Origin of the sequence: Actinopolymorpha cephalotaxi (assembly GCF_013408535.1) — a bacterium.
GTDB classification, from domain to species: Bacteria; Actinomycetota; Actinomycetes; order Propionibacteriales; family Actinopolymorphaceae; genus Actinopolymorpha; species Actinopolymorpha cephalotaxi.
Map to the genome: position 1 here is coordinate 1752070 of NZ_JACBZA010000001.1, position 12963 is coordinate 1765032.

12 protein-coding genes and 1 riboswitch are annotated in these 12963 nt (G+C 73.6%); of the genes, 5 read left to right on the top strand and 7 right to left on the bottom strand.

Annotated elements, in window-relative coordinates; genetic code table 11:
* Positions 1-115 precede the first annotated feature (115 nt).
* The 5 genes from FHR37_RS07900 to FHR37_RS07920 all read right to left on the bottom strand — a co-directional run bounded on the left by FHR37_RS07900 (position 116) and on the right by FHR37_RS07920 (position 7600).
* A complete protein-coding gene (locus FHR37_RS07900; RefSeq protein WP_092884805.1) occupies positions 116-922 on the bottom strand; it encodes an energy-coupling factor transporter transmembrane component T family protein in 807 nt (268 codons plus the stop codon).
* Positions 919-2532, bottom strand: a complete 1614-nt coding sequence (locus FHR37_RS32360; RefSeq protein WP_202818181.1) for an ABC transporter ATP-binding protein — start codon at positions 2530-2532, stop codon at positions 919-921. Before FHR37_RS32360 ends, FHR37_RS07900 begins: the two co-directional genes overlap by 4 nt.
* On the bottom strand, positions 2529-3149 hold the full coding sequence (locus tag FHR37_RS07910) for an ECF transporter S component (RefSeq protein ID WP_092884803.1): 621 nt from the start codon (positions 3147-3149) through the stop codon (positions 2529-2531). Before FHR37_RS07910 ends, FHR37_RS32360 begins: the two co-directional genes overlap by 4 nt.
* Before the next feature lie 113 nt (positions 3150-3262).
* A riboswitch (TPP riboswitch) is annotated at positions 3263-3382 on the bottom strand.
* Between the two features lie 202 nt (positions 3383-3584).
* Positions 3585-4220, bottom strand: a complete 636-nt coding sequence (locus tag FHR37_RS07915) for a TIGR03085 family metal-binding protein (protein WP_092884801.1) — start codon at positions 4218-4220, stop codon at positions 3585-3587.
* A complete protein-coding gene (locus FHR37_RS07920; protein WP_237768897.1) occupies positions 4217-7600 on the bottom strand; it encodes a GH92 family glycosyl hydrolase in 3384 nt (1127 codons plus the stop codon). Before FHR37_RS07920 ends, FHR37_RS07915 begins: the two co-directional genes overlap by 4 nt.
* Positions 7601-7816: 216 nt before the next feature.
* Between FHR37_RS07920 and hisI the strand changes: the two genes are divergently transcribed.
* From hisI to FHR37_RS07940, 4 genes are all read left to right on the top strand, one after another.
* Positions 7817-8260, top strand: coding sequence for a phosphoribosyl-AMP cyclohydrolase (gene hisI, locus FHR37_RS07925; RefSeq protein WP_092885057.1), 444 nt, complete (start codon positions 7817-7819; stop codon positions 8258-8260).
* Positions 8257-9762, top strand: coding sequence for an anthranilate synthase component I (locus FHR37_RS07930; protein WP_092884799.1), 1506 nt, complete (start codon positions 8257-8259; stop codon positions 9760-9762). Before hisI ends, FHR37_RS07930 begins: the two co-directional genes overlap by 4 nt.
* Complete coding sequence (locus FHR37_RS07935) at positions 9759-10436, top strand: Trp biosynthesis-associated membrane protein (RefSeq protein ID WP_092884797.1); 678 nt, start codon at positions 9759-9761, stop codon at positions 10434-10436. Before FHR37_RS07930 ends, FHR37_RS07935 begins: the two co-directional genes overlap by 4 nt.
* A 90-nt stretch (positions 10437-10526) precedes the next feature.
* Entirely contained in the window at positions 10527-10838 is a 312-nt protein-coding gene (locus FHR37_RS07940; protein WP_092884795.1) for an HGxxPAAW family protein, read from the top strand.
* Positions 10839-10871: 33 nt separating this feature from the next.
* Here FHR37_RS07940 and FHR37_RS07945 read toward each other — a convergent pair whose 3' ends face one another.
* Complete coding sequence (locus tag FHR37_RS07945) at positions 10872-11519, bottom strand: hypothetical protein (RefSeq protein WP_092884793.1); 648 nt, start codon at positions 11517-11519, stop codon at positions 10872-10874.
* A gap of 91 nt (positions 11520-11610) precedes the next feature.
* Entirely contained in the window at positions 11611-12252 is a 642-nt protein-coding gene (locus FHR37_RS07950) for an AAA family ATPase (RefSeq protein ID WP_202818180.1), read from the bottom strand.
* Between the two features lie 55 nt (positions 12253-12307).
* On the opposite strand from FHR37_RS07950, the gene FHR37_RS07955 reads away from it, so the two are divergent.
* The gene (locus tag FHR37_RS07955; protein WP_092884791.1) at positions 12308-12784 is read left to right on the top strand and encodes an Lrp/AsnC family transcriptional regulator; all 477 of its coding nucleotides are present in this window, start codon (positions 12308-12310) and stop codon (positions 12782-12784) included.
* The last annotated feature ends 179 nt before the right edge of the window (positions 12785-12963 follow it).

The following is a 12963-nucleotide window of genomic DNA, read 5'->3' on the forward strand; positions in this document are numbered from 1 at the left end:
AGTGTGGCGAAGGTGTGACGGCCGGTCCCGTGTGGGTCGGCGGGCCGCACCCGTGACAGATGTCAGGGGTTCTGGCACCTCGCGGGTCGAGAGCGACGTCCCGGTGCCGCGTCCGCTACCAGAACAGGAACCGCCAGCTGCCCAGGGCGACGCTGACCGCGGTGGCGCCGGCCACGACCGCGATCGTCGCGGCGACGAACACCCAGTCCGCGCGGCGCAGCGGCCGGGGCCGGGCGAGCGAGCGGTCCGGCCGGTCGGTGAAGCCGCGCGACTCCATCGCGGTCGCCAGCCGGACCCCGCGCCGGATCGCCACCACCAGCAGGGCGAAAACACCGGAGGCGAACAACCGCGCCCGGCGTACCGGCGACCGCCCGGCGTCCAGCCCCCGCGCGCGGCGCGCGAGCAGCAGCGTCCGCCACTCGTCACCCAGCACCGGCAGCAGCCGGAACGCCGCGAGCGCGCCGAAGGTGAACCGAGGTGGCGTACGGAAGTGCTGCACCAAAGCGTCGGCGAACTCGGTCGGGTCGGTGGAGGCGAACGCCACCACGCCCGGCAGTGCGATGGCGAGCACCCGGGTCACCACCGAGACGGCGGCCAGCAGGCTCTGGCTGGACAGGTGCAGCGGCCCGGCGGACAGCCACACCGTCCCGCCGGTCTGGTCGGTGAACAGCAGGGTGGACACCGCCAGCCCCGCGACGGTGACGAACAGCAGCACCAGCCGGCGCAGGAGGGTCCGCCACCGCAGGCCGGCCGCCGCGAGGGCGAGCAGTTCGGCGCCGAGCACAAGAGCGGGCGTCACGGCGTCGGCGGTGAGCAGCAGTCCGGCCAGGATCACGAACGCGGCGACGATCTTGGTGACGGGGTTCAGCCGGGTGACCGGTGCGTCCGGGTCGGTGACGATCGGCTCGGCGAGGACGCTCACCCGATCACCTGCCCGGACCGCACGCGGACCTCCCGGTCGGCGAGCGCGGCGATCAGGTCGCGGTCGTGGCTCACGCAGCAGATCGCGTGGCCGTCGTCGCGCAGCTCGGCGAGCAGGTCGACCAGCTCACCCCAGGTACGCCGGTCCTGCCCGAACGTCGGCTCGTCCAGTACGAGGACCCGCGGCCCGGTCGCCAGCGCGGTGCCCACCGACAGCCGCCGCTTCTCCCCGCCGGACAGGGTGAACGGGTTCGCGTCGGCGAGGTGGTCCAGGGCGAGCCGGTGCAGCAGTTCGTCCACCCGGCGGCCGGCGGCCTCGGGAGTCAGGCCGGCCAGCCGTGGCCCGAGGGCGAGCTCGGCCCGCACGCTCGCGGTGAGGAACTGGTGCTCGGGGTCCTGGAACACCGTGCCCACCGCCCGTACCAGTTGTGGGGCCCGCCAGCGATGCAGCGGCCGGCTGCGGGCGGCCGGCTTGCGGGACCGGCCGGACGGTCCCGACGAAAGCCCGGACAGCTCGGGGGAGACGGTCACCTCACCCGCCGACGGGGTGAGCAGACCGGCGAGCAGCATGGCCAGGGTCGACTTCCCAGAGCCGTTCGCGCCGGAGACCGCGACCACCTCGCCGGCCGACAGCCGCAGGCCGGCGCCGGCGAGCGCGGGCCGGTCCGCGGCCGGGTAGGTGTAGCCGAGCGAGGTGGCGATGAGCAGGCCGGTCGAAGTGGCCGGCGCCGGGGTGGAGGTCGGGGCTGCCGCTCCGGTCGACGCGGCCGAGGCGCCCGGCGCTGACACGACCGGGGCGGATGTGGACCGCCGGGGTGAGGGCACCTCGCCCGGGATCCACACTCCGGCGGCGGCCAGCGGACCGTGGTCGGCAACGAAGACCTTGTCCGGGCTGCCGTCGGCGAGCACGCCGCCGCCGGACCGGAGCACCACCACCCGGTCCACCAGCGGCAGCCAGTCGCCGACCCGGTGGTCGACCACGACCAGCGTCGCTCCGGTGGCCGCGACCACCTGGTCGACGGCCTGGCGTACCAGCGCCGCTCCGTCGGGATCGAGGTTGGCGGTCGGCTCGTCCAGCAGGATCAGGTCCGGGCGCAGCGCCACCACGCCGGCCAGGACGAGCCGCTGCTTCTCCCCGCCGGACAGCCGCCCGGTGGGATGGTCCCGGCCGTACGGGAAACCGGTCAGCGCGAGCGCCTCGTCGACCCGCGGCCAGATGCGCTCGGTGGGCACGGCGCGGTTCTCCAGGCCGAACGCCACGTCGTCGCCGGCCCGGGCCATCACCAGCTGCGTCTCCGGGTCCTGGAACGCCAGGCCGATCCGGTCGCGTACCTGCTGCGGAGGTGATCCGCCGACCAGCAGGGTGCCCTCGACGTCGGCGGCCTGCTCGGCGTCGAGCAGTCCGGCGAGGCCGGTGAGCAGGGTGCTCTTGCCGCCGCCGGACGGCCCGGCGAGCAGGACCCGCTCGCCCGGCTCGACGGCGAGGTCGAGGTCCCGGACCGCCCACGTGTGCCGGCCGGCGTACCGGAACGACCAGCTGCGTGCCCGGATCGACAGCGCGGCGCCGGGCCCGGACGCGGCGGGCGGGCGGGCCCTCGCCGACGCGCTCACCGGGTCGTCTGCTCCCGGCCGGACGCGAACGGCGCCAGTACGCCGGTGGCGGCGAGCGCCCGGACGAGCGCGAAGGACCCGGCCCCGGCGATGACGAGCGAGCTCACCACCACGAGCACGCCGTACACGAGCTGCCAGGTGGGTGCCCATGCGAAGTTGTAGAGCACGTTGTCCATGACGGCCGGGACCACCCCGGCGACCGCACCGGCGAGCAGCGCCACCGGCAGCCGCCAGCGGCGGTAGCGGAACGCCGCGAAGACCAGTTCCGCGGCCAGGCCCTGGACCAGGCCGTAGAGGATGATCGCCAGGGGACTCTCCACGCCGAGTAGAACCGAGACGACGGCGGCGACGAGCTCGGTAAACACCGCGGCGCCCGGCTTGCGGATGAGCAGGCCACCAAGGACACCGGGCAGCAGCCACATGCCGTAGATCACCGCCTGGGCCGGTTTGAAGCCCACGAAGACTGGGGTGAGCGCGTTGTACAGCACGCCCCAGGCGAAGAACACCACGCCGAACGCCACCGCGACCACGGCGGCGACGATGATGTCGACGGTGCGCCACCGCCGGTTGACGGGCCGCTGACCGCGGGTCGCGGTCGAGGTCACATCCTGGGTCATGAGTGTCCTCCCTGAACCGGGGAGGAGACGCGGCCGAGTGCCACTGGGTCCGATTCGCCGCCGGGAGCTCCGCACCGCCCGATCGGTCGATCGGCCGGGCGCGGGCCCGGTGACGAACGGACAGACCGACTTCCTGCGCTGGCATTACCCAGATCAGGTTCGAGGGTCTGCGGGCCCCGCCGTCGCCGGCGGTCCCGCACTCTCAGCGCTTCCGCGCTCCCCTGTCGTCTGCTGTTGTCTGTTGCTACTGCTGTGCTGCTGTCCTCGTGTGGTGCCGCCCGAAGGCTACACCGGGCCGCCGAGACTCGCGGTGGCCCCGGGCGGGTGCCGGCGTCGCGGCCGACCGAGGCCCACCGCCGGCTCGACCGGAGGTCGGACCGGCGGGCCCTCAGACTCCGAGCGGCGTGTGGCGCCTGGGCCGCCGCCGGCGAGCCGTCAGACTCCGAGCGGGGCGTGGGCCAGCGCCTGGACCGCCGCCGGTGGCCCGACGACCTCGGCCCGGGACACACCCCTGCGCCCGAACATGTACAACGTGATCTCGCTCGGAAGCCCGGACAGCACGGCCGTCGGCTCACCCTTGCGAACCCGCGCGGTGGCGCCGTCGGGGCGGGCCACCAGTACCCCGGCCGCGGACCGGCGGAACAGCATCCGGCCGGCGCTGGTGACCCGCCGCCACAGGAGGTCCTCGAAGTCGTCCGGCAGGTCGCGGGCGGTCCAGTCCGGCTGGGCGCGCCGCACGTCCTCGTGGTGGACGAAGAATTCCACCGTGTTGGCCGCGCGGTCCACCGCCCCCAGCCTGGCCGGCGACCACGAGGGCGGGCCCTGACGGAACCGGTCGACCAGCTCTGCGTAGCCGAGCCGCCCGACCAGCCCGGTCATGCGTTCCTTCGTCCTGCCGGCAAGCGGTGGCAGCAGGATGCCCGCGGCGCCCAGCGGGTCACCTTCCCGGATCACCAGGTGGGCGGCGAGGTCGGACGTCGTCCAGTCGGCGCACAGCGTGGGCGCGTCCGGACCCAGCGCGTCCAGCAGGTCGGCGAGCGCTCGGCGTTCGGCGCGGGCGTGATCAGTCATGACCCGATCGTAGGGTGCTGGGCCAGCAGCTCCACCTGGGCGAGGGCGACCGGCGCGCCGCCCGGGGTGTCGTCGGGCCCCGGCGCGAGATCGAGCCGGTAGTGGGTGTAGTCACCCGGCGCGGCGACCAGGAACGGCCGGGTGTGCAGCGGCCATCCGAACTCCTCCCCGCTCCTGGTGTCCAGAACCTCCCAGCCGGTCCCGTCGCGGGAGCCGGCGAGCACCCATGCCGTCGGGGCCGCACCGGCGTTGTCCACGGGAGAGGTGAGCGTGTAGAAGTCGATCCGGGCCGGCGCCGCCAGCTCGTAGGAGACCCACCGCCGGGTCCCGTCGAACGTCACCGAGCCGGCCGAGCTGTCGTCGAACAGGTGCGCCGCGTCCACGCCCTCACTCGCCCGGGCGGTGCCGGCACCGGGCCGGGTGACGTCGACGAGAGGTGCGGGCGCCTCGCCGGGCTCGGTGATCGACGGCGGCGCGGCGTCCGGTGCGCTCGCCCAGTCCGACGGCTCGGGCCCCATGGCGAACTCCAGCACGCCGCCCTTGGCCAGCAGGTCGTGCGGCAGCCAGGCCCGGTCGTAGGGCACGCCGTCCACGGAGAGGCCCTGCACGTAGACGTTGCCGGCGCTGTTGTCCGGTGCGTCGATCACCAGGTCGGCGCCCGACTCCAGGTGCACCGTCGCCCTGGTGAACAACGGCGAGCCGATCGCGTAGCGGGGGCTGCCCATCTGCAGCGGGTAGAACCCGAGCGCGCTGAACACCTGCCACGCCGACATCTCGCCGTTGTCCTCGTCACCGCAGTAGCCCTGGCCGAGCTCGCTGCCGAGGTAGAGCCGGGTGAGCACCTCGCGCACCTTCTCCTGGGTGCGCGCCGGCTGTCCGGCGTAGGTGTACATGTAGGCGATGTGGTGGGCCGGCTGGTTGCTGTGGCCGTACATCCCCATGCGTACGTCACGGGCTTCGGTCATCTCGTGGATCACGGTGCCGTAGGAGCCCTTGAAGCGTTCCTCACCGGTCTCGGGAGTGGCGAAGAACTCGTCCAGCCTGCGCGCGAGCGCCTCCCGCCCGCCGTGGAGCCAGGCCAGCCCGGCGCCGTCGTGCGGAACGTGGAACGCCATGTTCCAGGCGTTGGTCTCGGTGTAGTCGAACCCCCACATCCGTGGGTCGAACTCCTGCGGGGACAACCGCCGCGAACCGTCGCCGTGCCGGCCCTGGAAGAAGCCGACCGCCGGGTCGAACAGGTGGACGTAGCCGAGCGCGCGGCGGCGGAAGTACTCCTCCTCCTCGCACAACCTGGCGTGGCGGGAGTCGTCGGGTCCTACGTCCCGCGCCAGCTGCCCGGCCATCATGGCGATGCCGAAGTCGTTGATGTAGCCGTCCATCGACCACGACATCGCCTCCTCGGTCGCCTCCACCGGGGTGTAGCCGAGGAACGGCGAGCGCTCCATCCCCTTGCGCCCGACGAAGGGGTTGGGCGGGCGGACGGTGGCGTTCTTCACCGCCGACTCGTAGGCCGCCCAGGCGTCGAAGCCCTCGACGCCCTTGCAGTAGGCGTCGCCGAAGGCCACGTCGGAACTGGTGCCGACCATGCAGTCGGCGTAGCCGGGGGAGGACCAGCGGGCCACCCAGCCACCGTCGCGGTACTGCTGAAGGAACCCCTCCACCAGCTCACCGGCCAGCGTGGGGGTGAACAGCGCGTAGGCCGGCCAAGTGGTGCGGTAGGTGTCCCAGAAGCCGTTGTTGACATACGCCTTGCCGGGAACGACGTCGGCACCTGTCCTGGTGGGACCGCTCAGCGGTGAGGATGTCGCCGACTGCACGGCGTGCGCGTAGATGGGCGCCTGCGCGGTGCCGGTGTTCTCGTGGGCGGAGTTGGGATAGAGGTAGAGGCGGTAGAGGTTGGAGTACAGCGTGGTGAGCTGGTCCTCGCTCGCCCCTTCCACCTCGATCACGCCGAGGGTGTCGTCCCACTGCCGCTGGGCGCGTTCGCGGACGTCCTCGAAGGAGTCGCCGGCCGCGATCTCCAGCGCCAGGTTGTGGCGTGCCTGGTCCAGGCTGATCAGCGAGGTGGCGATCCGCATGGTGACCGTACGGTCACCGGTGGGGTCGAACCTCGCGTACGCCGCCGCCTGCGCCCGCTCGCCCACGCCGTCGGGCCGGCCGGACTCGACCACGGGCCGGTCGAACTCCGCGTACACGAACATCCGGCTCGCGCCGTTGGACCGCCGGCTGCCGGTGTCGGTGTAGCCGGTCAGCACGCCGGTCTCCGGATCGACGCTCACCCCGGCGTCGGCGTCGACGTTGTCGAAGAACAGCGTGGAGGTCGGCCCGGTGAACGTGAACCGGAACATCGCCGCGTGGTCGGCCGGGGCGATCTCGGCGACCAGGCCGTTGTCGAAGGTGACGGAGTACCAGTGCGGGCGGGCGATCTCGTTGTCGTGGCCGAACGCCAGCGCCCGCGTGGCGCGGTCGGCGTCGGGGGCGCCCGCGGCGCTGGACGGCATCACCTGGAACGTCTGCCGGTCGCCCATCCACGGGCTGGGCTGGTGGCTCAGCCCCAGCGCCTGCAGGCGCGGCCGGTTTTCGTCGTCGTTGCCGCGGTGGTATTCGTACTCCCAGCGCAGCGTGCCCGCGTCGGTGACCGGCGTCCAGAAGTTGAAGCCCAGCGGCACCGCCGTGGCCGGGAGGTTGTTGCCCCGGGAGAACGCCCCGCTGGAGTGCGTGCCGCGGGTGGTGAGCACGTGGTCGGACAACCGGCGCGGCTCCCCGGCGGGGCTTGCACGCTCGGCGAGAACGATGTCGTCCACCCAGCCACCGAAGGGCACGGTGGTGTCGGCGGTATCGGCGGCGTCGGCGGCGTCGGGCTGGTGGTGGGTGAGCAGCACGGAGGTGACCCGGCGACCGGCGGCCACGGCACCGACCGCGATCCGCCGGGAGTTCCACTGGTCGGCGTAGAGCATCCGGGCGGCACCCTGGCCGGCCGCGTCCGCCGGCTGGTCGTGCTGGTCGCGGGCGCCGAGCTCGCTGAGCCGGGTGCCGTCGGCGAACTCGAGGTCGACCGCGGCGTAGGTCGCGGCGTAGGTCAGGTCGCCGGCGGTGAACTCCGGGAAGAGGACGTAGGACAGCTCGGTGTCCGGCCCGACCTCGACGTCCACCGCGAACAGTCTCACGGTGCGCGGGTCGGAGCTCGCCCGCTCGGCGGCGTAGCGGAGCGCGTGCCGGCCGGTGAAGCCGACGCCCGGCTTGGCGGCCGGAGCGTGGGCAGGCCCGCCCGCGACCTCGACGGTGAACCCGTCGGCGGCGTGGCCGTCGCCGCCCGCCACGTCGGGACAAGGGTCGCCGGGTTCGAACGAGGAGCGGAAGTGCACCACCGAATTCGCCATGGCGGGCAGACTGCCACGGCCCACCGACAGGCCGATCATCGGCTCCGCCACGGGCGCCGCGGCATGGCGCAACCGGGGCGGATCCGTGGGCGGGCAGCACAGGGGCGAGACGGGGGCGACGGCGAATCGGCGTTCGTACCGCTATGCCCGGCTCCGCACCCGCGTGGTCACGACCCGTCGCGCCCGCTGTCGGTGGCACCGGGAACAATGGCCGGCATGCCCAGCGCCGATCCCAGTGCAGCCCCCAGGGCCAACCCCAGCGCCACCCCCAGGGCCGGCACCGCACTCGCCCCCGAGGTCGCAGAACGGCTCAAACGCGACGACCACGGCCTGGTGGTCGCGGTGGTCCAGCAGCACGACACCGGCGAGGTGCTGATGGTCGGCTGGATGGACGACGAGGCGCTGCACCGCACGCTCACCTCGGGCCGGTCGACCTTCTGGAGCCGCAGCCGCAAGGAGTACTGGGTGAAGGGCGAGACCTCGGGTCACCGGCAGTGGGTGAAGGAGGTCCGGCTGGACTGCGACGGCGACACTCTCCTCGTCCGGGTGGACCAGGAGGGACCGGCCTGCCACACCGGCACCCGCACCTGTTTCGACGACGGCCTGCTCACCGCGAAGGTGGGCACACCGGCTGCCACGGGCGGGGAGGCCCGGCCGTGACGTCCCTCGGTGCCGCCACCCCCGACCTCGCCGGCTTCCGCGACCTCGCGCCCGGGCGCCGGGTGATCCCGGTGACCCGCAAGCTGCTCGCCGACGCCGAGACCCCCCTCGGCGTCTACGCCAAGCTGGCCCGGGACGAGCCGGGCACGTTCCTGTTCGAGTCGGCCGAGCACGGCGGGGTGTGGGGGAGGTACTCCTTCGTCGGCGTACGTTCCGCGGCGGTCCTCACCGAACGCGACGGCCAGGCGCACTGGCTGGGCAATCCGCCGGTGGGGCTGCCCGAGGGTGGCGACCCACTGGCCGCCGTGCAGGAGACGGTGGCCCGGCTGCACACGCCACACCTGCCCGGCTTGCCGCCGCTGACCGGCGGGCTCGTCGGCTACATCGGCTACGACGCGGTACGCCGGCTCGAGCGGCTGCCCGACCTCACCACCGACGACCTGGGGCTGCCGGAGCTGGCGCTGATGCTGGCCACCGACCTCGCGGTGCTGGACCACGTGGACGGCACGGTGCTGCTGATCGCCAACGCGGTCAACTGGGACGACACCGGCGAGCGCGTCGACCAGGCCTGGTCCGACGCGGTCCAGCGGCTGGACGCGATGACGAAGGCGCTCGCCCAGCCCACGCCGTCGTTCGTGGCGGCCGCCGATCTGCAGGCCCCGCCCGCCTACGAGCGCCGGCGTTCCGCCGAGGAGCACATGGCGGCGGTCGAGCAGGCCAAGGAGGAGATCCACGCCGGCGAGGCGTTCCAGGTGGTCGTGTCGCAGCGGTTCGAGCGGGCGACGACGGCCCGGGCGTTCGACATCTACCGTGTGCTGCGCTTCTCCAACCCCTCGCCGTACATGTATCTCCTGCGCTTCGGCGACTTCGACATCGTGGGTTCCAGCCCGGAGGCGCTGGTGACGGTGACCGGCGAGCGGGCGCTGACGCACCCGATCGCGGGCACCCGGCCGCGTGGCGGCACGCCGGAGGAGGACCACGCGCTGGAGCAGGAGCTGCTCGCCGACGAGAAGGAACGCGCCGAGCACCTGATGCTGGTCGACCTGGGTCGCAACGACCTCGGCCGGGTCTGCGCGCCGGGCAGCGTCGAGGTGGTCGACTTCATGACCGTACGCAGATACAGCCACGTCATGCACCTGGAGTCCACGGTGGTCGGCCGGCTGGCACCGGGCCGGACCGCCTTCGACGCCCTGTGTGCCTGCTTCCCGGCCGGCACGCTCTCCGGTGCGCCGAAGCCGCGCGCGATGGAGATCATCGAGAAGCTCGAACCCACCAGGCGCGGGCTGTACGGCGGGGTGGTCGGCTACCTCGACTTCGCCGGTGACCTGGACGCCGCGATCGCGATCCGCACCGCCTTGCTACGCGACGGTGTGGCGTACGTCCAGGCCGGCGGGGGCATCGTGGCCGACTCCGACCCGGCGGCCGAGGACGCCGAGACCCGCAACAAGGCGGCCGCGGCGCTGCGCGCGGTGGCGGTGGCGGAGACGTTCCGGACGCCGTGACCTCCGAGACTCCCGTGAACCCCACGACTCCCGCGCCCTCCGCGTCCCCGAAGCAGGCCGCCCGGCGGCAGTTCTTCGTCGCCCTCGCACTGGTCCTCGGCGGCGCGGCGCTCGTGCTGTGGGCCGCGGGCCGCACCTGGCTCGCCGCCCGGTGGGCGATTCCGAACTACCCCGCGGTGCACACCTCGGTCACCGGAGCGCAGGCCGCCCCGCTGGCTCGCTCGGCCGGCTTCCTCGGGCTCGCCGGAGTCCTCGCGGTGCTGGCCACCCGGGGCCGCGGCCGCCAGGTCGCCGGCGGGCTGGTCGCGCTGGCCGGGGTCGCCGCGGTCGCCTCGGCCGTGACCTTCTGGACCCGCGCCGGCGCCGTCGCGGAGGCGGCGGTGCGCCGGGCGATCGCCGGGGGCGCGGGAACCGGCGGCGGGGGCAGCGACGGAGCGACCACGGCGACGGTCCAGGCCTGGCCCTGGCTCGCGGTGGCCGGCGGCCTGCTCGTCGTGGCCGGAGGTGTGCTGGCGATCGCGCGTGGTCGGACGTGGCCGGCGATGGGCAGCAGGTACGACGCACCGGCGGCCCGGCGTACCAACGACGACCCGTGGGCCGCGCTGGACCGCGGCGAGGACCCCACGGATCCCGCGGACCCCCCGAGTCCCACCAACCCCACCCAGCGTGACTGATCGGCAGCCCCGCGGCCGGACGACCCCGGCTCGCCGGTGATCGGGGCCCGCGACACAATGAGACACGGTACGGAACAGAGAGGGTCGGCCATGAGCGAGTTGAGCGCCACGAACGACGAACACCGGCACGAGAACACCACCCAGGCCCACCACGGCAACACCCCGGCGGCCTGGACGACCGTGGGGCTTCTGCTGGCCACCTCGGTGGTCGCCGGCCTGGCGGTCGTGATCGGCAACTGGTGGCTGTTCTTCGTCAGCGCGATCGGTGGAACGCTGATCTCCCTGCTCGCCGGCAAGGTCCTGCACGTCATGGGCCACGGCGGCCCGCGCGTGCCCCGGCACAGCCCGGCCGAGGTGCGGCAGATCGCGGAGGACTCCGCTGAGAGCAGCCAGGTCTCCTGAGACCCGTCCTCGCTCAGCTCAGATAGGCCACGCTCAGCCCAAGTAGGGCGCGAAGTGGTCGGCGACCTCGGAGGCCACCTGCTCGGCGTCCCTGGTTCCGTCCACCCACATCACCCGTACGCCGTGTTCGCGTGCCGCCTGGGCGGCCGACTCCGCGAGCAGCCGGTCCCGGTCCACCCGGTTGGCCTGGGCACGTTCGGGATCGCTGACGCGTAGCCCGAACTCCCGGGCACGGGGGAGTTCCCGCAACTGGTGCCGCCGGAACTCCTCGGTCGGCACCATCACCAGCATCCGGCCCGGCGACTCCAGCAGCGGCGTGACGAGTTCGGGACGCAGCCCCCACCCCTCGGCGAGGATCGGCCGCCCGGACACCAGCCCCCGCAGGTCGTCCAGCGTCCACTCGAACCTCCGGCCGAACTCCGCCAGCGCGTCCTCGGCCATCTCGGCGGGCGTACGCCGGACCCACAGCTCGTCCGGGTCCCGCCCGGTCAGCGGCTCGCCCCGCGCGGCCCGCTCGGCGACGCGACGGGCATCGTGGCCGCGGGCGTCGTGGTAGTCGTAGTGGTACGCCGTGATCCCGCAGCGGTGGGCGAGGACGCGGGCCGCCGTCGACTTGCCGGCCCACTGCCCGCCGCCGATCCACAGCGTGTTGGCGATCGTCCCGAACGGATCCCAGGTCATGGGCAGAGATTCTGCTGTCCTGGAAGGAAAAACTGCAGTCTTGTTCTTGTCCCGCCCGGGATGGTTGATTGGGCGTACGGAAGGCGGTCGGCTACGCCCGGCCCAGTTCCGTACGACACCATGCCGCCAGCGCGCCGACGTCGACCGGCCCGGTGGTGTCCACCCGCAGCACCGGTCCGATCGCCAGCGGCCGGCCGTCGGCGACCATCGCCGCCCACTCCGGCTCGGAGATCCGGGCGCCGTGGATCCGGTGCCGGTCCGCCCACCGGGCCCGGTCGCGGTCGTAGGAGACGCCGGCGGGTACGTCGCACCAGATCTCGATCGCCCGCGTCACCCTCGCCCGCGCCAGCCCGGCCTGGACGAGCGGGCGTACGTCGGCTCGCCACGAACTCTCCAGCACCGCTCCGAGTGGCGCGTCGGCGAGCAGCGCCCACATCGTCTCGCTGGCGGCCCGTCCGAGGGTGGCGTTCCAGGCCCGCTGCGGCCGGTCGTCGGGCGGGTGCACACCGAGGACGTCCGCGTGCGTCTCCTTGATGACGTCCTTGGCGAACAGCGGAAGGCCGAGTGCCCGGGCCAGCCGCGGGGCGAGTGTCGACTTGCCGGAGGCGGGCAGACCGTTGACGAGGATCGCGGCCCGGCAGGCGACCGGAGCGGGAGCTGCCGGCCCCGGCGCCCCCGGATCGGCGGTCGCGGTGGCCTCGCCGGTGGGATCGGGTGCGCGGGAGCCGGTCACGGGTGCACAGTTTAGGGCGGCCGGACGTACCGGCGGCGGAGGAGGAGGAGCGAGCGTGCGGCTGGACCCCGTGGACGAACGCATCGTCGCCCTGCTGCTCGAGGACGGCCGGGCGAGCTTCGCCGAGATCGGGGGACAGGTCGGGCTGTCTGCGCCGGCGGTGAAGCGCCGGGTGGACCGGCTCCGGCAGGCGGGCGCGGTCACCGGGTTCACCGCGAAGGTCGACCCGCGCGCGCTCGGCTGGACCACCGAGGCGTACGTCGAGTTGTTCTGCCAGGGCAAGACCTCGCCGGCGACCATCCGGGCCGGGGTGGCACGTTTCCCCGAGGTGGTGGCGGCCTGCACGCTGACCGGTGAGGCGGACGCTCTCGTGCACATCCTCGCCGCCGACATCGGGCACTTCGAGCGGGTGCTCGAACGCATCAACGCCGAGCCGTACGTCGCCCGGACCAGAAGCTCACTGGTGCTGTCCCGGCTGCTGGAGCGGCCCGGGCTGACCGGCCAGGAGACACCGGGCCAGACGTCGGGCTAGGGCCCGGCCCGCCGAGGGCCGGCCCCCGGCGGGATCTGGCGGGCACAAATGCGCCCGTCAGGCGCGCCAAGCGGGCCACGCAACGATCCGCCGCGATCAGCGCCGAGCACGCAACGAACCACCGGCCAAGCGCAGTCCGGACGCATTGGGTCGCGGGTAGGTGGCTACCTAGGCTCGGC